This window comes from Vibrio porteresiae DSM 19223, assembly GCF_024347055.1.
Taxonomy (GTDB): domain Bacteria; phylum Pseudomonadota; class Gammaproteobacteria; order Enterobacterales; family Vibrionaceae; genus Vibrio; species Vibrio porteresiae.
The window spans coordinates 3,286,034-3,311,093 of record NZ_AP024895.1 but is presented as its reverse complement, the minus strand read 5'-3'; the positions used below and the strand labels follow the sequence as shown (position 1 = coordinate 3,311,093).

Sequence of the window (25,060 nt, the reverse complement as noted above, 5' to 3'; positions counted from 1 at the left end):
CAATGCTGATGGCGCTTAATCGCAATATAAAATCTTATATCTCGACTAATATATAAGTAGTTGCTCATTAGCACAGCATGTGTATTGAGAGGGGATGTGCAATGACAGTAGAACAGAAAGTAGAACGCAGTTTATTTGACGAGGTTATGGTGCCTTGTTATAGCCCTATGAACTTTATCCCAGTCAAAGGGGAAGGTTCACGTCTATGGGATCAAGAAGGTAAAGAGTATATCGACTTCGCTGGTGGTATTGCAGTGAGCTGTCTTGGTCATTGCCACCCTGCAGCGGTTAAGGCTCTGACTGAGCAAGCTAATAAGGTTTGGCACTTAAGTAATGTCATGACTAACGAGCCTGCCTTGCGTTTAGCGAAAAAACTCACTGAAATCACGTTTGCTGAGAAAGTGTTTTTCGCAAACTCAGGGGCAGAAGCTAACGAAGCCGCACTGAAATTGGCGCGTCGTTACGCAGTAGATAAGTTTGGTCCTGAAAAATCAGAAATTATCGCCTTTGTACAAGGTTTCCATGGCCGTACTTTCTTTACGGTAACTGTCGGTGGTCAGTCTCATTATTCTGATGGATTTGGCCCTAAGCCTTCTGACATTACTCACATCCCTTACAACGATATTGAAGCACTTAAAGCACATATTTCCGATAAAACTTGTGCTGTAATGATGGAACCTTTGCAAGGTGAGGGCGGTATCGTTTCTCCAAGCGACGAGTTTGTACAAACGGTTCGTGAACTGTGTGATAAACACAATGCACTACTGATTTTCGATGAAGTACAAACTGGTAATGGCCGTACTGGTGATTTCTATGCTTACCAAGGTTTAGGTGTGACTCCCGATATTCTGAGTACCGCTAAATCACTTGGTGCTGGTTTCCCGATTGGTGCAATTTTGACGACAACCGAGATTGCCTCGCACTTTAAAGTCGGTGTTCATGGTTCGACTTATGGCGGTAACCCACTAGCGTGTGCTGTTGCTGAAGCGGCTGTGAATATTATTAGTCAGCCAGAAACCCTTGCTGGGGTTAAAGCACGTGAAGCGCTATTCCGTGCTGGACTAGAAAAAATTAATCAAAAATACGATATCTTCAGTGAAGTACGTGGTAAAGGTTTGCTTATCGGTGCTGCATTGAATGAGAAATGGGAAGGTCGCGCACGCGATGTGTTAGTGGCTGCTGGTCAAGCAGGCTTGATGATGCTGGTAGCAGGTCCAAATGTATTGCGTTTTACCCCATCGTTGATCATTCCAGAACAAGATATCGCAGAAGGTTTAGCTCGCCTAGATTCTGCAATTGCAACACTAGTGTGAGCTGGGTATCGCCATCTCGCTGCATGAGAAGTTAGCGCTCATGGCGATAGACTAGGTAGGGCCCGGACATCGGGCCCTTAGCATCTGGAGGGATTAGTGATGCTAGTTGTTCGCCCTATCGCAATGTCCGATTATGATGCTCTCCACATTTGTGCGGTGGAGTCCGGTTATGGGTTTACTTCGCTTCCTGTTAATGAGGAAATGTTAAAAACTCGCATCCAACATTCCGAATACAGTTTTGCCAAACCGGAAGTCACTGAACCGGGAGACGAAGGTTACTTGATGGTCGGTTTCGACAGTGAAACTGGAGAAATCGCTGGAACGACAGGTATCGAAGCGGCGGTCGGATGGGATGTTCCTTGTTACTCTTATCACATCAGCACTATCGTTCATTCTTCACGTCGACTCAAAGTCAAAAACGTAGTTAAGCTACTGACTCTTGGTAATAACTACACCGGGTGCAGCGAAATCTGCACGCTCTTCTTACGTCCTCAATTTCGCCAAGGCCTCAATGGTCGCTTGATGTCTAAATGTCGCTTTTTAATGTTGGCAGAACATCCTGAACGTTTTTCTAAAACCATTTTTGCTGAGATGCGTGGTGTCTCTGATGAAGAGGGTAATTCTCCATTTTGGCAATGGCTACAACAGCACTTTTTCTCCATCGATTTCACGATGGCGGACTATTTGACTGGGATTGGTAATAAAGGGTTTATTGCCGATTTGATGCCTAAATTGCCTATTTATATCAACTTGTTAAGTAAAGAAGCTCAAGCGGTTATCGGTCAGGTTCACGAGAACACGAAACCTGCTTTACGTTTGTTGGAAAAAGAAGGTTTTGTCTGCCGTAACTATGTCGACATCTTTGATGCGGGTCCAACTGTTGAGTGCGATCGCGATCATATCGAATCAGTACAACATTCACAGCGTTTGAAAGTGAAAGTGGCAGAGCATACCAGTTCACAAAATTACCTTATCGCGAATACCTCATTTCGACATTTTCGTGCAACTGCGGCAAAAGCGGCGGTGAGCTGGGAGAACCACAGTGCAATTTTGGCACCTGATGTCGCTCAGGCCTTAGGGGTGGAAAGTGGCGACTACGTCCGAGTGCTAGCGCAATAACGGAAGAAGGAGCAGATAATGACTCAGTGGATTGCAGGACAGTGGATTGAAGGTCAAGGCGAAGCATTTGCGTCCATCAGTCCTTATCAAGGGGATGTGTTGTGGCAGGGGTTTGGTGCCACCTTGTCTCAAGTTGAGTTAGCGGTACAAGCGGCGCGCGAAGCTTTGGTGGCGTGGAAGGCGCTTTCGTTTTCTGAGCGAGAAACATTGGTGCTTAAGTTTGCGGATACCGTCAAGGATAACAGTGAGCTGATTGCTCAGACCATTGCTCAAGAAACGGGTAAGCCGCTGTGGGAGACACGTACTGAAGCTGCTGCTATGGCAGGTAAGGCCGCCATCTCGATTCGCGCTTATCAAGAGAGAACCGGCGAGCGCGCCAAAGAGGTGAATGGTAATCAGGTCGTGCTGCGTCATAGGCCTATTGGTGTCATGGCAGTATTTGGACCTTATAACTTTCCTTGTCATTTGCCCAACGGTCATATTATTCCCGCTTTGCTTGCAGGTAATACTGTGGTGTTTAAACCCTCAGAGCAAACGCCCTTAAGCGGAGAGTTGATGGTAAGACTGTGGCAGAAAGCTGGCTTACCTGATGGGGTATTGAACTTGGTTCAAGGAGCAAAAGAGACGGGCATTGCCTTAGCTCAATCTAAAGGGATTGATGGTTTGCTGTTCACTGGTAGCGCGGCAACTGGGCAGTTACTGCATCGTCAGTTTGCAGGGCAACCAGGAAAGATGCTGGCGCTAGAGATGGGTGGCAATAATCCACTCGTGATCTCCGAAGCGTTTGGTGAGTTAGACGCTGCCATTTATACGATTATTCAATCGGCATTTATCAGTGCGGGGCAACGTTGTACCTGCGCTCGTAGGTTATTTGTACCTATTGGTGATAAAGGTGATGAGCTTTTGGTGCGATTAGTTTCAGCAACTCAGAAACTGCGCATCGATCAGCCTTTTGCCCACCCCGAACCGTTTATGGGAACCTTAATTTCTGTTCATGCTGCGCAAAGTATTGTGGCTGCGCAGGCGCATCTTGAAACCTTAGGCGGTGAGATTTTACTTGAGGCGAAGAACACTCATGCGGCGTTTGTGACCCCAGGGATTATCGATGTTTCCTCTATTGAAGAGTTACCTGATGAAGAGTATTTCGGACCATTACTGCAAGTGATTCGTTATCAAGATTTAAAGCAGGCGGTGACGGAAGCCAACAATACTCGCTTTGGACTTTCTGCGGGGCTTATTTCGACTCAAGATGATGAGTGGCAGTATTTCATTGACCACATTCGCGCCGGCATTGTTAACCGCAATCGACAGCTGACGGGGGCGAGCAGTGATGCACCATTTGGTGGTCCGGGGGCATCCGGTAATTTGCGCCCAAGTGCCTATTATGCCGCGGATTATTGTGCTTATCCGATGGCATCAATGGAAGGGGAGTGCGCTGAATTACCCGCGCAGTTAAGTCCAGGTATTGAGTTATGAATACGCGAACGCAGTTTACGTGTGGCGGCGAACTTAGGGGAAGATGGTCGCTATTTCACAGATAAGGAGAAGCTATGAGTGCTGTCCAACTGTTTGATCATTTGTGGCAAGATTACATTACCCGTTTGTGTCCATCGGCGGACAAAGTTCACCAATTGCTGCAAGAAAACGAACCATTAATCAATGACCACATTGCCTTACGCACGTTTCGCAGTCCACAACTCGGTTTAGAGGTGCTGATGCAGCCTTTTCTTGCCGAAGGTTATCAAGTTGGCGGCGAATATCGTTTTGTTGCCAAAAAGCTATATGCCCGTCATTTACAACATCCAGATCCCAAGTTACCTAAAGTCTTTATCAGTGAACTGCTAGTGGGTGAACTGAGTATGCCAGCACAAAAGCTGATTCATCAATTGCTTGATTCGGTTCCTCAAGTCACTGTGCCATCGTTTTTGTGGCAAGGAAGACCTTGGTCTTTAACTTACACCGATTACCAAATTTTGGCTGCAGAAAGCGAATACGCGGGTTGGTTAGCGGCGCACGGCTATGGAGCGAATCACTTCACCGTGAGTGTTAATCAACTGAGAGCGTTTGAAGAGGTGACGCAGGTTAATGCGCATTTACGCAGTCACGGTTTTGCCATTAATGAAGCTGGGGGAGAGGTCAAAGGTTCTCCTGAGGTGTTGCTTGAGCAATCCTCTACCTTGGCCGACAAGGTTGAAGTGAGCTTTGATGATGTCACGGCCATGATTCCCGGTGGCTTTTATGAGTTTGCTAAGCGCTATGTCATGAGTGACGGCAACTTATATCAAGGGTTTGTTGAAGCGTCAGCAGATAAAATCTTTGAAAGTACTCACCGACAGTAAAATATTACCTACTGTTTCGCGAACAAAAAAAACCACCCCAAGGGTGGTTTTTCTCATTCGTTGCTTGTGAGTACGAATTAACGGGTGCCGTACACGACGATAGTTTTGCCGTGTGCAGAAATAAGGTTTTGTTCTTCAAGCATCTTGAGAATACGACCAACCGTTTCACGTGAACAACCAACGATTTGACCAATTTCCTGACGGGTAATTTTAATTTGCATACCATCTGGGTGGGTCATTGCATCAGGTTGTTTTGCTAGATTCAAAAGAGTCTGAGCAATACGGCCAGTCACATCAAGGAAGGCTAAATCGCCCACTTTTTGGCTGGTCACTTGTAGGCGACGTGCCATTTGACCAGAAAGACGCATTAGAATGTCTGGGTTAACTTGAATTAGCTGACGGAATTTCTTAAATGAAATTTCAGCTACTTCACATGGAGATTTCGCGCGAACCCAGGCGCTACGTTCTTGACCTTCTTCGAAAAGACCAAGTTCACCGATAAAATCACCCTGATTCAGATAGGAAAGGATCATCTCCTTGCCTTCTTCATCTTTAATTAATACCGCAACAGAACCTTTTACGATGTAATACAGCGTTTCTGCCTTCTCACCCGCATGAATCAAAGTGCTTTTTGATGGGTATTTGTGAATATGACAGTGTGAAAGAAACCACTCTAATGTTGGGTCTGTTTGAGGTTTACCTAGAACCATAATATCTCACTTCCTCTGCAGGGTACGCTTGCCGCTATCCATAATTTAGCGAAGCCTTATTCAGGCTTACTAGAATAAGAAGAGTTTGGATTCACTGCAAGTTATCTTGTTTCCGTTAAAGAATAGTATCCTTTTTCACTGCGAATTTCTTGACTTTAATCGTGTCGTTTGGCCGTTTTATTGCGCAAAAACGTGCTTATGATCACGGTATGAAAAGTAAGCGAAATTTACATGTGATGAATTAACCAATTTTGCCGCTGTCTATCAGTTGTTGCAGTATCGGACGCACAATCAATTCCATCGCAAACCCCATTTTCCCGCCAGGAACGACAATGGTGTTATGCCGTGACATAAATGATCCATCTATCATAGCGAGCAGATAGGGGAAATCGACGTTTTTTATGCCGCGAAGGCGTATAACAACAAAACTTTCGTCTAAACTTGGAATGCCTTTCGCATTTAGTGGGTTGGATGTGTCGACCGTCGGAACACGTTGAAAGTTGATGTGCGTACGAGAAAACTGTGGCGTGATGTAATTGAGGTAATCATCCATCGAGCGAACAATAGAATCCATCACGGCTTCACGAGAATGACCTCTATCGCGTGTATCTCGGACATACTTTTGAATCCATTCAAGGTTAACGATGGGTACCATGCCGATCAAAAAATCAACATGTTGCGCCACGTTTACCTCTCCATCGACTACGCCACCATGCAACCCTTCGTAAAACAGCACATCGGTGTTTTCGGGTAAATCTTGCCAAGGTGTAAAGGTACCTGGCATTTGGTTGTAAGGTACAGCTTCATCAAACGTATGGAGATAACGGCGAATTTGGCCGGTGCCATCTTTCCCGTATTGACGAAAGAACTCTTCTAACGTGGGAAAGTCATTGGCTTGTGGGCCAAAATAACTGATATGACGACCTTGCTCGCGTGCTTTTCGAATTTCAACGTCCATTTCTGGGCGCGTAAATCGGTGAAAACTATCACCTTCAACCCAAGCAGGTCTTACTGACATCATGTTAAACATTTTGCGGAACGCTTCAGATGTCGTCGTTGTTCCAGCACCGGAAGAACCTGTAACGGCAATAATAGGATGTTTCGCTGACATGACAAACCTTGTCTCTTGTTGTCCTTGTTTAAGGGAATTCCAAACCTAAGTGGATTCACTATAGCATGGTTTTTTCTTCCCTCATCTGGCAATTATGCGTGGCGTAGTTTTATGTCTACTGTTTCATGTAATTCTGAGTAAACAATGATTGCTTCACCTGCTTGTATTTGTTTTTTTACCTGCTCGACCTTAGTGTCGAGAGAGACTTCGTGGGTACCGTAATCGGTGCCTTCACGCAGAACAAATTCGCGAATCAAGTTATCGAGTGTTTCTGGGGCAATTTGTTGCCAAGGGATGTTCATAAATACCTCTAACATGAGCGGTGTAATGCCACTCTTGTCTGTAAAAATAGATGTCTAATTAGCGTGACTAACCCAATGTTGAAAGTGCTTTGGTAAGTACTCTTCAAGCCAATATTGTGGTTTGAATAATGAACCACTGACAAAACCCACATGACCACCATGAGCAAGCAGACGATATTCCACATGCGCAGGAAGTGGAAAAGTGGGTATCACCTTATCGGTCATAAAGGGATCATCTTTGGCTTGCAGCAATAGTGTTGGAACCGAAATCTGGGGTAATTTAGCCAAACCAGAACAGCGCTGATAGTAATCTTGGGCATCAGAAAAACCATGGAGCGGAGCTGTAATTAAATCATCAAAGTCACGTAAACGGCGCAGCTGCTTGATTTGTTCAGCATCAATACCCAGTTGCTGGTGCAGCAGTTCGATTTTCAGTAACGCATTACTTTTTAACGAGCGCATTAAGTAATCGCGATAGACCTTGGAAAAGCCTATTTCGATACGATCGGAGCATGATGCCAAGTCTAACGGTGCAGAGATAATTGTCGCTGCTTGCACTATCGGATCGTCAGCATATTCAGCTAAGTAGTTCACTAGCATGTTGCCGCCTAATGAGACACCCGCTGCAATAACGATTCGATTAGGGTAGTGTTGGCGAATATACTCGAGCACCCAGCGCGCATCGGAGGTTTCACCCGAATGATAAGCGCGAGCGAGGCGGTTTGGGCGACCACTACAACCTCTAAAATGCATCAGTACCGAGTTCCAACCTTGTGTGGCAAATGCGTGCATCAACCCATTAGCGTATGGGCTGGAAAAGCTGCCTTCTAGACCATGAAACAAAACAAAAATGGGTTTGTCATTGTTACGCACTTGCTCTGGTGTTTCACTCCAAGCTAAATCGAGAAAATCACCATCCGGCGTATCCAATGTTTGCCAAGTTGGCTCAAACAACGGATGTCGACGCAGTGCTCTGGGTAGTAGCGTTTGAAGATGGGGATTGGTTAGCCCAAAAGGTGGCAAAAAGTCAGACATGCGAATTCCTAACTTAGTCGAATCGTTGACTAGGATACAAAATGGCTAAGGATTTTTCTGTTGTGAGTGCGCTGGTTTAGCAAAAATGGCGGTGAGTTTATCTGCGCCCAATTGTCGGCAATATCGCTGGCAAAGTTCAGGTTGCTGAGTTGGGGTTAACGTTAGCTGAGTAATACACTCGACCAAATCCGATTGTTGCTGTTTTTCTAGGTGCAGCTCAAATTGCAAGGCTTCGCGATACAAAGGATCGGTTACATGCCCTTTGAGCTTACGGCGCAACTCGCGAAACTGGTGCAATAACGCTTCCGACCGTCCAAGGCAATCGGAGACGATTGGCCATTGTTCGGTCGTGAAAGTCAATTGCTCTTCATCCAGCCATTTCAGCAGTAAGAGCAAATTGACGTTACCATGGAACTGGTTTTGTAGACTTAAGCATGCCTCTTTTACTTCTCGCACACTGTAGTATTGCAGACTGAATTGCCACAATCTTTCCAATGTCAGTGAAGTTCGTGCATGCTCTTGGGTCATTAACTATTAAATTCCTGTTCCATAGCTTCGAGCGTTTCCTGTTCTGCCATCCATTCCATTTCAACATCTTCTAGCTGAGATTTGCTGCTGGCTTGAAGAGCAAGTAGTTCTGTTAGTTTAGCTTTATTTGCCGCTTCATACAGACTGGATTCAGCTAACTGGTTTTCGACATCAGAAATAACCGCATTGAGTTTTTCCAATTTGGTTTCTAACTGAGTGATCTTTTTACGTATTGGAGCCGTTAACGTACGAAATTCAGCGTCACGACGTTTCTGTTCTTTTTTCGCTGCCGCGCTATTACTGTTGTCCTTATTAGGATTACTTTGGGTCGCTACTTCTTTGCGTAGGGCCTTTTGATGATCAGTTAACCACTTGTAGTAATCTAATAAATCACCATCAAAAGGAGCAACCTGGTGATCATGGACTAGGTAAAGATCATCGGTGGTTGCGCGCAATAAGTAGCGGTCGTGGCTGACGATTACCATGGCACCTTCGTAACTTTGTAGTGCTAAAGTCAGCGCTTGACGCATGTCGAGATCAAGGTGGTTGGTTGGTTCATCAAGCAGCAATAGGTTTGGTTTTTGCCATACCAATAAAGCTAACACGAGACGCGCTTTTTCACCGCCCGAGAAAGGTCCAACAGGATCTAAGGCTTTATCACCTTGGAAACCAAAACTACCTAGGTAATCACGCAATTGTTGCTCGGTTTGGTCTGGCGCGATTTGCATCATGTGTTGCAGAGGCGTCTCTTCTGGATGAAGCGTTTCCAACTGATGCTGAGCAAAGTAACCAATTTTCACACCTTGTGAATAAGTTAGGTCGCCACCTTGCGGTTTTAAATCACCAGACAGCAGTTTGATCAGCGTTGATTTACCCGCACCGTTACGCCCGAGCAAACCGATTCGGCTGCCAGGAACTAGGTTAAGGCGGATCTTATCGAGAATCAGATGATCACCATAACCCGCGCTGACTTGATCCATCATCAAAATTGGGTTTGGTAGCGCATCTGGCACTCTAAACTCAAAGCTAAATGGGTTATCAAACTGAGCTGGTAATACTTTCTCGAGTTTTTCGAGTGCTTTAATACGGCTTTGTGCTTGGCGCGCTTTGGAAGCTTTGTAACGGAAACGATCGATGTAGCTTTGCATGTGCGCCATCTGTTTCTGTTGTTTCTCAAACGATGCCTGCTGTTGCATCATTTTTTGCGCGCGTTGGCCTTCAAAAGAGGAGTAGTTACCGGTGTACTCATTCATCTTTTGGTTTTCGATATGGATAATGCGTCCAACGATGGGATCAAGAAAATCACGGTCGTGGGAAATAACGACCAGTGTGCCTGGATAGCTTTGTAACCAACGTTCTAGCCACATTACCGCGTCGAGGTCTAAGTGGTTGGTTGGTTCGTCGAGGAGCAGCAAGTCTGAACGACAAAGTAGCGCTTGAGCCAAGTTAAGGCGCATACGCCAACCACCGGAAAATTGAGTCAGATTCCACTGCATCTGTTCTTGGCTAAAACCGAGGCCATTAAGCAGTTCTGCTGCGCGCGCCTGAATACTGTAGCCGCCTACGGTTTCAATTTTTCCGTGCAGTTCAGCCACCAAGTTGCCATTGTCGTCGGCTTCAGCCTGCAGAAGCTGGCGTTCTAGTTCACGATATTCTCGATCTCCGTCGATCACATAATCTAATGCAGAGCGTTCTAGTGCTGGGGTTTCTTGTGCCACCCAAGCCAATTCCCAGTTTGATGGGAAGTTCAGTGAACCAGCGTCGATAGAGAGTTCATCTTTCAGCAAAGCGAATAGGGTTGATTTGCCACAGCCGTTTTTACCGACTAGGCCAACTTTATCGCCCGGATGAATCGTTGCCGATGCACCATCAAGTAGTGGTTTTCCGCCACGGAGTAACTGAATGTCAGAGAAGATAATCATAAACTTTGCTTTCCTCAGGTTTGCGCGAGGAATAGTAGGGGTAATAAGGATAAATGTCGATCATTATGCATTTTGCGTTATGATGCTAGTAACAAATGGATAACATCATGGAGATGGATTCAAGGATGACAACGCCGTTTGCTCAAGAAAATAGGCTCCCAAGAGTACTGATTTTGTACGCTCACCCCGATCCTGAACAGTCGATCGCTAACCGTATTTTGCTTAAGAAAGTTCGCGAGTTAGAACATGTGACAGTGGTGGATCTCTACGCCACGTATCCCGATTTTTTTATTGATATTCATGCCGAGCACCAACGGTTACTTGCTCATGATGTGATTGTCTTTCAGCACCCACTGTATATGTATTCGTGCCCCGCTTTATTAAAAGAGTGGATAGATACCGTATTGGGCAAGGATTTCGCTTTTGGCGACTCCAGTGCATTGAAGGGGAAATATTGGCGCAGTGTGATTACTGCAGGGGGGAGAAAAGAAGCATTCGAACCTTTGGGGTATAACCGCTACTCGCTGAGTGAACTGTTACGCCCGTTTGAAATGACCGCAGCATTATGCCAAATGCATTGGATTGAGCCATTGGTGCTCTACTGGGCACGCAACGTAACAGACGTAGAGCGTTATCAACATGCAGAGTTATACCGTTTGTGGCTAAAGGACCCGTTGAAGGATTAAGGATGAGCGATGGCATCAACGACAAGTGATTTATTACAAAGTGGCGCCGTGTTTCTTGCTGCTGCCGTATTGACGGTTCCCTTAGCTCAGCGAGCAGGGCTTGGGTCGGTTATTGGCTATTTATTGGCAGGGGTGGCGATTGGTCCATGGGGACTTGGGCTGATTAACGATGTTGATGCCATTTTGCATTTCGCTGAGTTTGGTGTGGTACTGCTGCTCTTTTTAATTGGTCTTGAACTCAACCCGAAAAAGCTGTGGCAAATGCGCATCCCGATACTGGGACTTGGTGGAGCTCAAGTTATTGTCACTACGTCGATGTTAGCCAGCATCATTTCATTGTGTGGTATCGATTGGCGCACTAGCTTAGTGATTGGGGTTGGACTGGCGATGTCCTCGACCGCGATTGCCCTACGCCTACTTGAAGAACATGATCTCTCTCATAGTGAAACTGGGCAAACGGCTTTTTCAGTTTTGCTATTTCAAGATATTGCGGTGATTCCTGTTCTCGCGTTGATGCCTCTGTTAGCCGGTAACTCAGCGATGACTTGGCTTGATGGCATCTGGATGTTAGCTGGCATCGTTGGCCTGATGGTGGGGGGGCATTATCTACTCAACCCGATTTTTCGCTACATCATTTTAAGTGGTGTGCGTGAGCTTTTTACTATCGCTGCTTTGCTGTTGGTGATTGGTATTGCGTTGATGATGGAACATTTGGGTCTATCAATGGCGCTGGGGGCATTCATTGCCGGAGTGCTCTTGGCAGAAAGTGAATTTCGTCATGAGCTGGAAATTGCCGTTGAACCGTTTAAAGGATTGCTATTAGGGCTGTTTTTTATCGCAGTGGGCATGTCTGTTGATTTGGGGCTTTTGGTTATCGAGCCTTGGTTTATTTTAGGTTCCGTCGTCTCGTTAGTGGTACTTAAAGGACTTATTCTCTACATCTTGGCTCGCATTGTCGGAACGGGGTCGAAAGCGCGTAGCAATATGGCGGCCATTTTGAGCCAAGGCGGTGAGTTCGCTTTCGTGATTTTCACGGCTGCGCGATCCAATCAACTGCTGACTGGCGATCAAGTATCGTTGATGTTAGTGATCGTCAGCTTATCAATGGTGACCACACCTTTGCTGTTAGCGGGTCAACGGCGTTGGTTTGCTCGTGAACTTAATCAATACAAAGAAGATAACTTAACGTCTGATGTAGAAGATAAAGAGCCGCGTGTCATCATCGCTGGCTTTGGACGCTTTGGTCAAATTGTTGGTCGGTTAATGTTTGCTAACAAAATCGATGTGACAGTGCTTGAGAGTGATGCCAGCCAAATCCGCTTACTGCGGAAGTTTGGCTATCAGGTGTTTTATGGTGATGCGGCGAATTTGGAATTACTGCGTGCTGCCGGGGCTGAAAAAGCAGAAGCAATTGTGATTTGTACTGATGCCCCAGATGAAGTAATGAAAATTGTAGAGTTGTGTCAGCAGCATTTCCCACAGTTAAAAATCTTGGCACGAGCGCGAAGCCGAGTTGAAGCGTATCAGTTGATCAATCATGAAGTGGCTGGCTATTCGCGAGAGACGTTTTTAGGGGCACTCGACCTTGGGCGTAAAACATTAGTGGCTCTTGGAATGCATCCATATAAAGCAAAACGAGCCGAAGCACATTTTCGCCGCTTAGATACTGCTATGCTGACTCAGCTCTTGCCATACCATATGGAAGATAAAAAACTCACTTTACGAGCGAAAGAAGCACGCCAAGAGTTAGAAGAGATTTTTGGCCAAGAGATGGAGAATGAGCGCAATTCTCGCGAGCATTGGGATCAGGAGTAAATCAAACAGTGAAACAAAAAAAGCGCTTTATTGCCGGGGCGAGTTGTCCTACCTGCCATTCACAGGATACACTTCGCTGGTGGATCGAAAATAATATCGAACTGGTTGAATGTGTCGAATGTGGCTATTCTGAACAGCGCAAACCTAAATCGATGGAAGAAGCGGGTCGAGCCAGTGAACAGATGATCGGAATTTTTAAGCCAGAGTAATTGTGTTTCTGGCGATGATCTTCATAATAACGGCCATCTCATTTTATGCTCGGATCCAGATGAGGATCTGAGAGCAATACACTCCTTGGAGCTTTTATGAAAATTGAAAAGAACGTGGTAGTCGCTCTGGCTTATCAAGTAAAACTTGAAGATGGCGTAGTTGTAGACCAATCAACAACAGATGCACCTCTTGAGTACCTACACGGTAACGACAACCTAATCATTGGATTAGAGCGTGAATTGGAAGGCAAAGTAGCTGGTGACAAATTCACTGCAACTATCGCTCCAGAAGACGCTTACGGTGAGCACAGCGATGACCTAGTTCAACGTGTTCCTGCTGAAGTATTCCAAGGCGTAGACGAACTAGAAGTGGGTATGCGTTTTCTAGCGGATACTGACCAAGGTCCTATCCCTGTAGAAATTACTGAAGTTGACGGTGACGAAGTGGTGGTTGATGGTAACCACATGCTTGCTGGCCACACTTTAACGTTTGATGTTGAAGTTGTAGCTGTACGTGCGGCAACAGAAGAAGAATTGGCACATGGCCACGTGCATGGCGCACATGATCATCACCACGACCATGACCACGAAGGTTGTTGTGGTGGCCACGGTCACGACCATGGTCACGGTGACGAAGGTTGCTGCGGTGGCAACGGCGGTTGTGGTTGCTCACACTAATAGAAATTACGTTTAAAAATTCCTTTAGGGAATAGTAATTTAGAAAACGCTGACTAGGGAAACCAGTCAGCGTTTTTTTGTTGACTCTGGAGAAATTTTCGACAAACTCATACAAAACACAATAATACTGGGAGTTAACATGTCGCAACCATTCTCCATCGCCATCCATGGTGGCGCGGGAACCATCCTGCGGGAAAAAATGAGTGAAGAGCTCAAAGTCGCTATCCTTAGTGATTTAGAGAAATCAGTCAAAGCAGGTCATCAAATCTTAGCTCAAGGCGGTACTGCTGTTGACGCAGTTGTTGCTGCAGTCAAAGTAATGGAAGATTCGCCTCTGTTTAACGCAGGTAAAGGCGCAGTTCTGACCAATAAAGAAATGGTAGAGATGGATGCTTCGGTGATGGATGGTCGTGATAGCAACGCTGGTGCCATTGCGGGTGTTCGTCATATTCGTAACCCGATTGAGCTGGCAAGAGATGTGATGCTGCATAGCGATCATGTGTTCTTAATGGGCGAGGGCGCTGAAGAGTTTGCTTTTTCTCGTGGCTATGAGTTCACCGAGCAAGATTACTTTTTCACTGAACGTCGTTATGAGCAATTGCAGGCGATGAAAGAGAAAAATGGTTTTGCGCTATCGGAAGCGAAATACCCAGATGATCGCAAACATGGAACAGTGGGTGCGGTTGCATTAGATCAACAGGGTAACTTGGCGGCGGCAACCAGTACTGGCGGTATTACCAATAAAAAATATGGCCGCATTGGCGACTCACCGATCATTGGGGCTGGTACGATTGCTGAAAATGGCAATGTGGCGGTTTCTTGTACCGGAATGGGGGAATTCTTCATTCGTAAAATGGTCGCTGGAGACGTCGCTGCGCGTATGAAATATCTCAAAGAAGATGTGCATACTGCATGTGAAACGATCATCCACGGGGATCTAAAAACGATCGGTGGTGAAGGTGGTTTGATCGCGCTTGATGGGCGTGGTGAGATTCATTTTGCGATGAACAGTTCTGGTATGTATCGCGCCGCAATCGATTGCGATGGTAAATTGAGCGTTAAAATCTACTCAGATGAGTAAGATCTTGCTCAAATAACCAAAAAGTATCAATAGCACTGATCTTATAATTTTTTCTTGCTTAAAAAATAACTGCATCAAAAATCGATCAGTGCTAGAATCCATTTTTAACTAGCAATCAGACTGGAAAAATGGGAAATAACGTAGTCGTCCTCGGCACTCAATGGGGTGACGAAGGCAAAGGAAAAATTGTTGATCTTCTTACTGAAGATGCAAAATACGTGGTTCGCTATCAAGGCGGTCACAACGCTGGTCACACACTCGTCATCGACGGTGAAAAAACCGTTCTACACCTAATTCCATCAGGTATCCTTCACAAAAACGTTAAATGCATTATCGGTAACGGTGTTGTACTGTCTCCTGACGCATTGATCCGTGAAATGGATGAATTGGAATCTCGTGGCGCTGTTGTTCGTAAAAACCTATTCATTTCTGAAGCATGTCCGCTAATTCTGCCATACCACGTAGCTCTTGATCAGGCTCGTGAAGCGGCTCGTGGTAAGAAAGCAATCGGTACAACTGGTCGTGGTATCGGTCCAGCTTACGAAGACAAAGTGGCTCGTCGTGGTCTACGTGTTGGCGATTTGGCTAACCTAGAAGAGTTCGCAGTTAAGTTGAAAGAAGTAATGGAATTCCATAACTTCCAACTAGAACACTTCTACAAAGTAGAACCTGTAAGCTACGAAGACGTGCTTGAGCAAGCTAAAGGCTATGCTGAGCTACTGACTTCTATGGTTATCGACGTAACTGATGAACTAGACGCAGCGCGTAAACGCGGCGACAAAATCATGTTTGAAGGTGCACAAGGCACACTTCTAGACATCGACCACGGTACTTACCCATACGTAACTTCTTCTAACACAACCGCTGGTGGTGTTGCTGCAGGTTCAGGCTTTGGTCCTCGTCACCTAGGCTACATTTGCGGTATCGTGAAAGCTTACTGTACACGTGTTGGTGCTGGTCCATTCCCAACTGAACTGTTCGATGAGAACGGTGAACACCTTGGTATTAAAGGTGCGGAATTTGGCGCAACAACTGGTCGTAAACGTCGTTGTGGTTGGTTCGATGCAGTGGCTCTTCGCCGCGCAGTACAAATCAACTCAGTGACAGGCTTCTGCCTAACTAAACTTGACGTTCTTGATGGTCTTAAAGAAGTGAAGATCTGTACTGGTTACCAACTTGCTGATGGTACTGTACTAGAAGTTTCTCCTCTTGCTGCTGACGCATACGAAGGTATTACTCCGATTTTTGAAACTCTGCCAGGTTGGTCGGAAACTACTTTTGGTGCGAAAACAATTGAGGCACTTCCTCAAGCTGCACTTGACTACATCAAACGTATCGAAGAGCTGACTGGCGTTCCTGTAGACATTATTTCTACTGGTCCTGACCGTCGTGAGACCATCATTAAGGTTCACCCATTTGAAGCTTAATTGAGTCTATTCTCTTAAAAAAAGCCAGCATGATTGCTGGCTTTTTTTTATTCTATACTTCGTAGATAAACGCATTGATAGCATAGCTGATGACGTAATGTGGTTGGGATTCTTGTTGTGCTTAGTTGCATAATCTAAGCGATTAATTCCAATCAGGCTGGCGTATAAGTGTGATCTGGAGGCAAAGTTTTGCCGCGTGACGACAACTTTTGCCTAAAGAGATAGGCATAATGGTCGATACAAATATCAAGTTTAGCCAGTGTGCCATTGCATGCTAGAAAATGACGGCTAAGTGTTAGATAAGAGTACAGCAATGAAGCTACGAACGATCGCAGCGTCGCTGTTATTGATTCTTCATGCATCTGTGTCTTTTGCTAAAGCGGAGGAGGTGACAGATGTCGGAGAGCCAGTGCCGATTTACAGCGAATCTGAGCTCATTAAACTGATTGAGCAAAACAAACATTTGGAACGTGTCAAAGCGGATAAATGCCAGTTAGTGGAAGATATCGTTGCGCGCGCGACTCGTGTTAATTTGCCTTCTTATGAGTTTCTCTACGGTGACATGCTGACTTGGGGTGTGTGCGTCAATCAGGATGTGGAGCTGGGGCTTTACTATATTGAAAGTGCGGCTCATCAGGGGTTGCCATCGGCTTTAGAGCGCATTGGTTCTTACTATGCTCATGGTACTTTTGTGCAGCAGGATCGAGAACGAGCGATTCCTTATCTACGTGAAGCGGCGGGAATGGGCGATCTCAATGCTCGCATTCAGTTAGCCGAGCTATTGTTAAGAGACTACGGTAGCCCGTTGGATTATGAAGATGCTTATCGCTGGCTTTATAACTCAGTTACGGCAGATCAGCGCCAACACAAACGCATTGCCTTATTACGAGAAGGGTTAGCGCAGCGCATGCCGGAAAACATTATTGCTCGCGCCAAACGTAAAGAGACCTACTGGTAGCCAAAGTATTCTCTGGCTACCAAAGTTAAGCTCACCGTATTGAAAACCGATTACTCTTGAGCTTGAACTACCTTCTGCTCTTGTTGCTGTAATAGATACATCGCTTTATAGCGGCCATGGTCGATTGCCATTAGCTGCTCGTGATTGCCCTGTTCAATCAACTTCCCTTTATCCAGTACCAATATTTGATCTGCTTGTCGGATCGTCGATAGACGGTGCGCGACGACAATCATCGTCACTTTTCCCTGTAATTGACTGAGCGCTTTTTGCACCACTTGTTCTGTCTCACTATCGACGTTGGCGGTCGCCTCATCAAGTAACAAGATCTTCGGTGAGCCAGCTAAAGCGCGAGCGATGATCAGCTGCTGCCTTTGACCTGTGGAAAGACGCATCCCACCTTCACCAAGTTGGGTTTGATAGCCCTCGCTCATCTCCATGATCACTTCATGTAAGTGCGCTTTACGAGCGGCATCTTGCACCGCATCCATGGATAGACCTCGTCCCATGTCAATGTTATCAAATAGGGTTGAAGCGAGAATAAACGGCTCTTGCGGAATGAATCCTACCCCTTGGCGTAGCACATCGTGGTGATACTCATCGAGCTGATGACCATCGATAGTAATTGACCCAGATTGTGGTTGATAGAAGTTAAGCAGCAGGCTTAACAAGGTGCTTTTACCACTACCTGTATGTCCAACGACGGCAAAAAACTGCCCAGCTGCAATATCAACATTAATCCCTTTGAGAATGGGTTTATCTGCTTGGTAATGGAAGTTCACATCACGCAAAGATAGCTGGCCTTGCTCAATACGATTCTGAGTACCATGTTCCGATGCCATGGTCGGCTCTTGAAACAGTTGAAAGACGCGATCGCCCGCAACCATCGCCTGTTGATAGAGACTGAAACGCTGAGTTATTTCCACTAAAGGCTCGGTGAAACGACCCAAATAGTTAAGATAAGCATACAACACCCCGATTTCAGTAAAACCATTAACCACCTTGAGGCCAAAAAACCATACTACGCCGGCCAACACTAGGATACTGAGCAGGTTAATCGCAGGGCGCAGCAGGAAAGAGCCGATAGTGACGGTTTGCAAACGAGTTTTGTAGTAACCCGCATTAACCGAGTCAAATTGGGCGAGTTTTGCCTGCTGTTGATTGGTGGCTTGGATAACCGCCATCCCCCCAATCGATTCACTGATCGTTGCGTTTATATCGGAACGGTATTGGCGACTATCGGCCACGATCTGACCACTAAAGCGTTGGTAGAGATAGATCATCACGACAATCGCTGGGATCAGCGCTAGCGCGATCAACATCAAATGCACATCTAAGATCGCCATCGCAGTGAGGATCCCGATCAACATAATGATGCTCGAGAGGACCTTGGATAAAAATTGGACGTAGATGTCTTTGATCGATTCAGTATCGTTGGTGATACGACTGACCAGTTGCCCTGTTCGTGCGTAATCAAAAAAGGCCATTGGTAAGCGCAATACATGCGCAAAGATACGTTTACGAATATCTAAAACCGCATTCAGGGCAATATCGACAAATTTCATCGTCTGTTGATACTTGAGGTAAGTACCAAGCAAAATAGCGGTCGCGTAAAGCGCGACTATGCCAACAATTGGCCACAGTGGATAATGGTCTGGCATGATAAAGCGGTCGATGAACACCTTACCTAGCATTGGGCCAATCACATCAAGTGCCGTAGCAAAGACGACCAATAACAATGCCTTAATTAAGCGAGGACGATCTGCAAACACGTAGCCCATCAGCATTTTAAAAGAACCCGCATTGCTCACTTTGCTTTCAGGTGTAGGGGAATTACTCATGCTCGTTCTCTTCCAGCGCTTGTTCCATTTGTTGATAGGCGGCCATTCTTGCATACCAGCCGTCTTGTTGAATCAGTTGTTGATGAGTACCGCGTTCACTAATCGCTCCATGGGAGAGCACGATGATCTGATCGGCATGCTCAATCGCAGAAAGACGATGGCTGACGATCAGTACGGTTTGTGAACGGCGCTCGCGCAGGTGCTGCAATATGGTTTTTTCCGTCTGAACATCTACGGCAGATAGTGCGTCATCCAAGATTAAAATCGGAGCTTCACTGATCAGCGCGCGCGCTATTGCAACACGTTGTCGCTGACCGCCAGATAGGGTAACACCACGCTCACCGACAAGGGTTTGATACCCTTCAGGGAACTGTAGAATGTCATCATGAATAGCGGCTAATCGCGCAGCTTGATATACCTCTTCATCACTCGCGTGCGATTTTCCCATGCGAATGTTTTCCAAAATTGAGGTACTGAACAAAAACGAATCTTGGGGAACATAAGCAAATTGAGCGCGTAGTTCCGTTAGACGTAACTGGTTAATCGGGTAACCTCCAAGTTGAATGCACTCATTATCAGTTTCCCAATAGCGCATGAGTAGCTGTAGCAGCGTACTTTTCCCTGAACCGGTAACACCAGCAATCCCCATCACATGATGCTCTGGTATCGAAAGATGAACCTCTTTTAAGCTTGGTTGAGTGCTCTGTGGGTAATGAAATGTGAGCCCATCAATGTGAATTGCATATCCTTGAGGAAGCTCTGTTCCCGTATCTTGGATGGAGTCGGGGAGGCTAATTAACTCGTGTAAACGTCCAATAGCCGCATTACCACGCTGTAAAATATTCATTAGCCAACCAAAGGCAAACATTGGCCAAATCAGTTCTGATAGGTAGAGGGTAAAACTGGTGAGTTGACCAACAGTGAGCATACCTTCATGAATTTGCCAACCACCAACAAGCAAGGTAATTAGCATAGCTGCGCCTAAGCTGATTTGAATGATCGGGTCGAACTTCGCTTCTGAGCGGTTTACATGATAATTACTTTCTGCTGCTTGTTCAGCAATTGCGTTAAATTGCTGAACTTCAATGGTTTCTCGTCCCATTGATTTGATCATCCGCATCCCAACCATCGCCTGCTGGGTTTGATCATTTAAAGTAGAGAACTTATCGAGCGTGTCTTTAAATTGACGATGAATGGTTCCTGATAAGCGATAGAAGCTATAACCCATAAAAGGAAAAGGCAGCAGAGCTAGGGCTGCTAATCGCCAATCGATAAACACAAACATCATGATCAGCACGAGAATAAAGGTCAGCATGCCATCGAAACCCGACAAAATCCCTTCACCGGCAGCAGTTTCAACCGCATCGATATCGTTGGTGGCGCGAGCCATGAGATCGCCAGTGGAGTGCTGACTGTAAAACGCTTGACCTTGTTTGGTGAGGCGTTGGTAATACTGCTCACGAAGTTGGTTGCCTAGGCGATAAGAGGTACCAAACAGCATACGACGCCAACCATAACGTAATAGATAGACAGCAATTGCGCCTATCACTAATAGCCATAGAAATTGCTCTGCATTCTCCATGCTTTTGGTCGTCAGCATCTGGTCGATGGATTGGCCGATGATCCAAGGAATGGCCATATTAATTAGGCCCACAGAGAATAGCATCAGTAACGCCAAACTGTAGGTGTACCAATAGCGGCGGAAGAACCAGCCTAAACGATAAAATAATTGCATGAAAAGTTTCCCGTTGATGAGCCCTTATTCTATCTTGTGATTGAAAAAGCAGCTAGGCACTCGGCGCCATCAAAAAATGCTAGAAGTTATGAAGACAGATGATGAGTTGAAGATTCAAGCGCCTGGATGTTACGTCAAGCGCTTGAATAAAAGGGTATTACAACACTTTTTCGCCGGATTTAATCACGGTGTCTTTAACGATCTCAGTGTAGTCTAACGCTTCTTTACGGATTTGATCCTCATCGACTGTTAGCATGACGCGATCTTTCATAATCAGTTTGCCGTCGACAATCGAATCTTTTACGTTGGCAGAATTGGCGGAATAGACCAGAGCAGAATAAGGATTGTACATAGGCACCATATTGGGTGCTTTAGTATCAATAACAATGAGGTCTGCTAATTTTCCAATTTCCAAAGAACCAATTTTATCTTCCATGTGCAGGGCTCGTGCACCGCCCATTGTCGCCATATCAACGACTTTGATAGGTGGCATCGCAGCACGGTCGTGATTGACCAACTTGTGCACTTTGGCGACTTGGTTCAGTTCATCAATAATGCTTAACGTATTGCCAGACATTGGCCCGTCGGTACCTAAACCAATACGCAACCCTTGGTCATACATTTTTAGGGCTGGTGCAACGCCTTTAGCTGCTTTGATGTTTGCGCTCATGTTATGGGCAACACCAATATCCGCTTGTTTGGCTGTTTCGATATCTTTGTCATCGACCAAAATCATATGAGCAGCGACAACATGTGAATTTAGAGCACCGATCGATTTCATATATTGCACTGGACTTAGGCCGTTAGAGCGTTCTGCGATGACTTGCTGTTCTCGGTCCGTTTCTGCCAAGTGAATCAGAACTGGAACGTTCTCTTGCTCGGATAGCTTAGCGACCTTTTGCAGCGTTTCAGTGGTATTGGTATAAGGCGCATGCGGAGCAAAAGCTGGCGTAATACGAGGATGGTTACGATATTCGTTAATAAACTTCAGCGCATAGTTAATGCCTTCATCGGCATTTTTTGCATCTGCGACCGGGAATTTAATGACGCTTTCACCTAGGACTGCACGCATACCAATTTTGTCGACGGTTTTGGCCACTTCATCTTCGAAATAATACATGTCGGCATAAGTAGTAACACCGCCTTTCACCATCTCAACGTTACCTAAGTTAGCGCCAATTCGCACCATATCGCGGGAAACCAATTTGGCTTCTAGGGGAAAGATATAACGGTGCAGTCGATCTGGTACATCATCGGCTAGGGAGCGAAACACGGTCATAGAAACGTGAGTATGGGTATTGATGAGCCCTGGCATGATGATGTCACCATCAACATCCATGGTTTGTTTGGCTTGATATTGCGTTGCTAAGCTTTTATCGCCAACCGCGATGATTTTATTTCCTTTAATCACAACGGTGCCGTGTGGATAGACGGTCTTATCTTGATTCATTGTCAACACATAGCCGTTGGTGAGTACTAAATCGGCATTGGCTGCAGACCAACAACTGGTGGAGATTATTCCCGACATTGCGGCAAGCAGTACCGCAGGTGAAAAGCGCATATGGTGATTTCCTATCGTGCGAAAAAATACAGAGGAGTCATCATAGAGCAGCAACATGAAGTTGCAATCATTGTGCAAGACGAAAGTGAATTCGGTGAAAAGTAATGGGAACTTTACGCAAGATTTACCCGATACTTAAAGCTTTTTCCCCTCTTCGCTGTAGCTTAGTCATGGACTTAGATATACTTAGGTCAGATTCTTCCCTTTATGATCACAATTAGGCCTTTTAATGTCAGAGAATATCAATAACGATCCTTTTGCCGAGCGCGAATCGCAGAATTATGAAAATCCCATTCCCAGCCGGGAATTTATCTTAGATTTTCTAAAACAAGCCAATGTCCCGATGAACCGTAATGATCTGTTTGAAGCATTACAACTCAAGGGCGAAGACCAGTACGAAGGTTTACGTCGCCGTTTGCGTGCGATGGAACGTGATGGTCAGTTGGTATTCACCCGCCGCCAATGCTACGCGTTGCCAGAAAAGCTTGAGCTAATTAAAGGATATGTCATTGGTCACCGCGATGGTCACGGATGGGTTCGCCCTGAAGGTAGTCTAGGCAAAGATGCTGATATTCTGTTACCTCATCACCAGATGCGTACCATTATTCACGGTGATTACGTATTGGTGCAGCCAGCAGGTACGGACAAAAGAGGAAGAAAAGAGGGAAGATTGGTCCGTATTCTCGAAGAGAGAAAAACACAAATTGTCGGTCGTTTCTTCTTTGAACAAGGCTATTCATACGTCGTGCCTGATGATTCTCGTATTCATCAAGATATTCTCATCCCTAACGAACTGCGTGGCGGCGCTCGTATGGGTAACGTTGTGGTCATCGAAATCACTGATCGTGGTACACGCAACCGCGGCATGATGGGGAAAGTTGTTGAAGTTCTAGGTGAAAACATGGCTCCTGGGATGGAAACTCAAATCGCGATTCGCACTCATCAAATTCCACATGAATGGCCTCATGATGTGGAAAAACAGATCAAGAATTTTAGTGAAGAAGTGCCTGAAGAAGCGAAGAAAGGGCGCATTGATTTGCGTGCTTTGCCGCTAGTGACCATCGATGGTGAAGATGCGCGCGATTTTGACGATGCTGTTTACTGTGAAGCGAAGAAAGGTGGCGGCTGGCGCTTATGGGTTGCCATTGCTGATGTGAGCTACTACGTGCGTCCTGATTCTGCTTTAGATAAAGAAGCCATCGTCCGTGGTAACTCAGTGTACTTCCCATCACAAGTTGTTCCTATGCTACCGGAAGTATTATCTAACGGCTTATGTTCATTGAACCCACAAGTGGATCGCTTGTGTATGGTGTGTGAAATGACCATATCGTCTACAGGTAAACTTTCAGGTTACAAGCACTACGAAGCAGTGATGAACTCACATGCTCGTCTGACGTATAACAAAGTTGCTGATGTTCTTAATGGTGATGAAGAGCTGCGTGAGCGTTATGCTCCATTAGTGCCGCATCTAGAAGAGTTGTACAAGATGTATCACGTGTTGAAACAGGCTCGTGAAGTCCGTGGTGCCATTGAATTTGAAACTGTTGAAACCAAATTTATCTTCAATGCTAATCGTAAGATTGAACGCATTGAACCATTGGTGCGTAACGATGCTCACAAGATCATTGAAGAGTGTATGATCTTGGCTAACATCGCGTCAGCATCATTAGTTGAAAAAGCGAAAGAGCCATCGTTGTATCGTATTCACGAAACTCCTGGAGAAGAACGTCTGATGGGCTTTCGTGACTTCCTCGGCGAACTCGGTCTGAACTTGGGTGGTGGGCTTGAGCCTTCTCCAACCGACTACGTTTTATTGATGCAACAAGTGGTTGAACGTCCGGACAAAGAGCTAATTCAGACCATGTTGCTGCGTTCAATGAAGCAAGCGGTTTATAGTGCGGATAACTGCGGTCACTTTGGCTTGGCCTTGAAACGCTATGCGCACTTTACTTCACCAATTCGTCGTTATCCTGACTTGTTGTTGCATCGTGCGATTAAGTATTTAATCGCCAAAGAACATGGTAAGCATCAGGATCGCTGGACTCCAACCGGTGGTTATCATTACTCCTTTGATGATATGGACTTCTATGGTGAGCAGTGCTCAATGACCGAACGTCGTGCCGATGATGCGACCCGTGAAGTGTCTGACTGGTTGAAATGTGAATACATGCAAGACCACGTTGGTGAGATTCTTGAAGGGGTGATTGCGAATGTCACTGGCTTTGGTTTCTTCGTTCGCTTAACCGAACTGCACATCGATGGTTTGGTGCATATTTCTACACTAGATAATGACTACTACCAATTTGATCCTCTAGGTCAACGTCTTATCGGCGAATCTTTTGGCGCTATCTATCGCTTAGGCGATGTGGTGAAAGTCAAAGTCCAAGCGGTGAATCTTGATGATCGCCAAATTGACTTTGCATTAGTCGAAACAAGTCGTAAAGTACGCGGCCGAGGTAAAACTGCTAAAAAACGTGCAGAAGAAGCTCGTACTAAAGCACGAGATAAAAAATCGAACGCGACTGGTAAAAAAGCACCTGCAGCGCAAAGTAAGGGCGCTATTCCTTTGGTTGAACCAAGCAAAGGACCTGAAGAAGGAAAACCAGCTCGCAAGCGCAACAAAACTAAAGCGCAAAAATCTCGCAAAGATAAAGCTCGTAAAAAAGTGAGCAAAGAAAAACAGAAGAAATAGG

General features: G+C 45.7%; 21 protein-coding genes. 12 read left to right on the top strand and 9 right to left on the bottom strand.

Features of this window, described 5'->3' with window-relative positions; all coding sequences use genetic code 11:
- The first annotated feature begins 101 nt into the window (after positions 1 to 101).
- From OCV11_RS15140 to OCV11_RS15125, 4 genes are all read left to right on the top strand, one after another.
- A complete protein-coding gene (locus OCV11_RS15140; RefSeq protein ID WP_261893851.1) occupies positions 102 to 1,313 on the top strand; it encodes an aspartate aminotransferase family protein in 1,212 nt (403 codons plus the stop codon).
- A 99-nt stretch (positions 1,314 to 1,412) separates the two neighbouring features.
- A complete protein-coding gene (gene astA / locus OCV11_RS15135; RefSeq protein WP_261893850.1) occupies positions 1,413 to 2,432 on the top strand; it encodes an arginine N-succinyltransferase in 1,020 nt (339 codons plus the stop codon).
- Positions 2,433 to 2,450: 18 nt separating this feature from the next.
- A complete protein-coding gene (gene astD / locus OCV11_RS15130) occupies positions 2,451 to 3,908 on the top strand; it encodes a succinylglutamate-semialdehyde dehydrogenase (RefSeq protein ID WP_261893849.1) in 1,458 nt (485 codons plus the stop codon).
- 74 nt (positions 3,909 to 3,982) lie between these two features.
- Entirely contained in the window at positions 3,983 to 4,771 is a 789-nt protein-coding gene (locus OCV11_RS15125) for a DUF1338 domain-containing protein (RefSeq protein WP_261893848.1), read from the top strand.
- Between the two features lie 77 nt (positions 4,772 to 4,848).
- On the opposite strand, the gene crp is transcribed toward OCV11_RS15125, so the two are convergent.
- From crp to OCV11_RS15095, 6 genes are all read right to left on the bottom strand, one after another.
- Complete coding sequence (gene crp / locus OCV11_RS15120) at positions 4,849 to 5,481, bottom strand: cAMP-activated global transcriptional regulator CRP (RefSeq protein ID WP_068715351.1); 633 nt, start codon at positions 5,479 to 5,481, stop codon at positions 4,849 to 4,851.
- A gap of 241 nt (positions 5,482 to 5,722) precedes the next feature.
- A complete protein-coding gene (locus OCV11_RS15115) occupies positions 5,723 to 6,592 on the bottom strand; it encodes a phosphoribulokinase (RefSeq protein ID WP_261893847.1) in 870 nt (289 codons plus the stop codon).
- A 92-nt stretch (positions 6,593 to 6,684) separates the two neighbouring features.
- Positions 6,685 to 6,894, bottom strand: coding sequence for a YheU family protein (locus OCV11_RS15110; RefSeq protein ID WP_261893845.1), 210 nt, complete (start codon positions 6,892 to 6,894; stop codon positions 6,685 to 6,687).
- Between the two features lie 54 nt (positions 6,895 to 6,948).
- Positions 6,949 to 7,929 (bottom strand): hydrolase, encoded by a 981-nt coding sequence (locus OCV11_RS15105; protein WP_261893844.1) that lies wholly within the window; start codon positions 7,927 to 7,929, stop codon positions 6,949 to 6,951.
- Between the two features lie 45 nt (positions 7,930 to 7,974).
- Entirely contained in the window at positions 7,975 to 8,457 is a 483-nt protein-coding gene (locus OCV11_RS15100; RefSeq protein WP_261893843.1) for a TIGR02444 family protein, read from the bottom strand.
- Positions 8,457 to 10,379 (bottom strand): ABC transporter ATP-binding protein, encoded by a 1,923-nt coding sequence (locus tag OCV11_RS15095; protein WP_261893841.1) that lies wholly within the window; start codon positions 10,377 to 10,379, stop codon positions 8,457 to 8,459. Before OCV11_RS15095 ends, OCV11_RS15100 begins: the two co-directional genes overlap by 1 nt.
- 125 nt (positions 10,380 to 10,504) lie before the next feature.
- Between OCV11_RS15095 and kefG the strand changes: the two genes are divergently transcribed.
- The 7 genes from kefG to motX all read left to right on the top strand — a co-directional run bounded on the left by kefG (position 10,505) and on the right by motX (position 17,233).
- Complete coding sequence (kefG, locus tag OCV11_RS15090) at positions 10,505 to 11,065, top strand: glutathione-regulated potassium-efflux system ancillary protein KefG (RefSeq protein ID WP_261893840.1); 561 nt, start codon at positions 10,505 to 10,507, stop codon at positions 11,063 to 11,065.
- A 9-nt stretch (positions 11,066 to 11,074) separates the two neighbouring features.
- On the top strand, positions 11,075 to 12,880 hold the full coding sequence (gene kefB / locus OCV11_RS15085; RefSeq protein WP_261893839.1) for a glutathione-regulated potassium-efflux system protein KefB: 1,806 nt from the start codon (positions 11,075 to 11,077) through the stop codon (positions 12,878 to 12,880).
- Positions 12,881 to 12,888: 8 nt separating this feature from the next.
- Positions 12,889 to 13,089: a YheV family putative zinc ribbon protein gene (locus OCV11_RS15080; protein WP_261893838.1), complete on the top strand. Its 201-nt coding sequence runs from the start codon at positions 12,889 to 12,891 to the stop codon at positions 13,087 to 13,089.
- Between the two features lie 96 nt (positions 13,090 to 13,185).
- Complete coding sequence (slyD, locus tag OCV11_RS15075; RefSeq protein WP_261893836.1) at positions 13,186 to 13,767, top strand: peptidylprolyl isomerase; 582 nt, start codon at positions 13,186 to 13,188, stop codon at positions 13,765 to 13,767.
- Between the two features lie 139 nt (positions 13,768 to 13,906).
- Complete coding sequence (locus OCV11_RS15070) at positions 13,907 to 14,848, top strand: isoaspartyl peptidase/L-asparaginase family protein (RefSeq protein WP_261893835.1); 942 nt, start codon at positions 13,907 to 13,909, stop codon at positions 14,846 to 14,848.
- A 128-nt stretch (positions 14,849 to 14,976) separates the two neighbouring features.
- Positions 14,977 to 16,275: an adenylosuccinate synthase gene (locus tag OCV11_RS15065; protein WP_261893833.1), complete on the top strand. Its 1,299-nt coding sequence runs from the start codon at positions 14,977 to 14,979 to the stop codon at positions 16,273 to 16,275.
- A gap of 313 nt (positions 16,276 to 16,588) precedes the next feature.
- Positions 16,589 to 17,233: a flagellar protein MotX gene (gene motX / locus OCV11_RS15060; RefSeq protein ID WP_261893832.1), complete on the top strand. Its 645-nt coding sequence runs from the start codon at positions 16,589 to 16,591 to the stop codon at positions 17,231 to 17,233.
- Positions 17,234 to 17,283: 50 nt separating this feature from the next.
- Here the strand turns inward: motX and OCV11_RS15055 are convergent, their stop codons facing one another.
- The 3 genes from OCV11_RS15055 to OCV11_RS15045 form a co-directional block, all read right to left on the bottom strand.
- Positions 17,284 to 19,071 carry an ABC transporter ATP-binding protein gene (locus tag OCV11_RS15055; RefSeq protein ID WP_261893831.1) on the bottom strand — a complete coding sequence of 596 codons (1,788 nt, stop codon included), beginning with the start codon at positions 19,069 to 19,071 and terminating at the stop codon, positions 17,284 to 17,286.
- Positions 19,064 to 20,806 carry an ABC transporter ATP-binding protein gene (locus OCV11_RS15050; RefSeq protein WP_261893829.1) on the bottom strand — a complete coding sequence of 581 codons (1,743 nt, stop codon included), beginning with the start codon at positions 20,804 to 20,806 and terminating at the stop codon, positions 19,064 to 19,066. Before OCV11_RS15050 ends, OCV11_RS15055 begins: the two co-directional genes overlap by 8 nt.
- A gap of 157 nt (positions 20,807 to 20,963) precedes the next feature.
- Positions 20,964 to 22,334 (bottom strand): amidohydrolase, encoded by a 1,371-nt coding sequence (locus OCV11_RS15045; RefSeq protein ID WP_261896317.1) that lies wholly within the window; start codon positions 22,332 to 22,334, stop codon positions 20,964 to 20,966.
- A gap of 262 nt (positions 22,335 to 22,596) precedes the next feature.
- On the opposite strand from OCV11_RS15045, the gene rnr reads away from it, so the two are divergent.
- The gene (gene rnr, locus OCV11_RS15040; protein ID WP_261893828.1) at positions 22,597 to 25,059 is read left to right on the top strand and encodes a ribonuclease R; all 2,463 of its coding nucleotides are present in this window, start codon (positions 22,597 to 22,599) and stop codon (positions 25,057 to 25,059) included.
- Position 25,060: the final 1 nt, after the last annotated feature.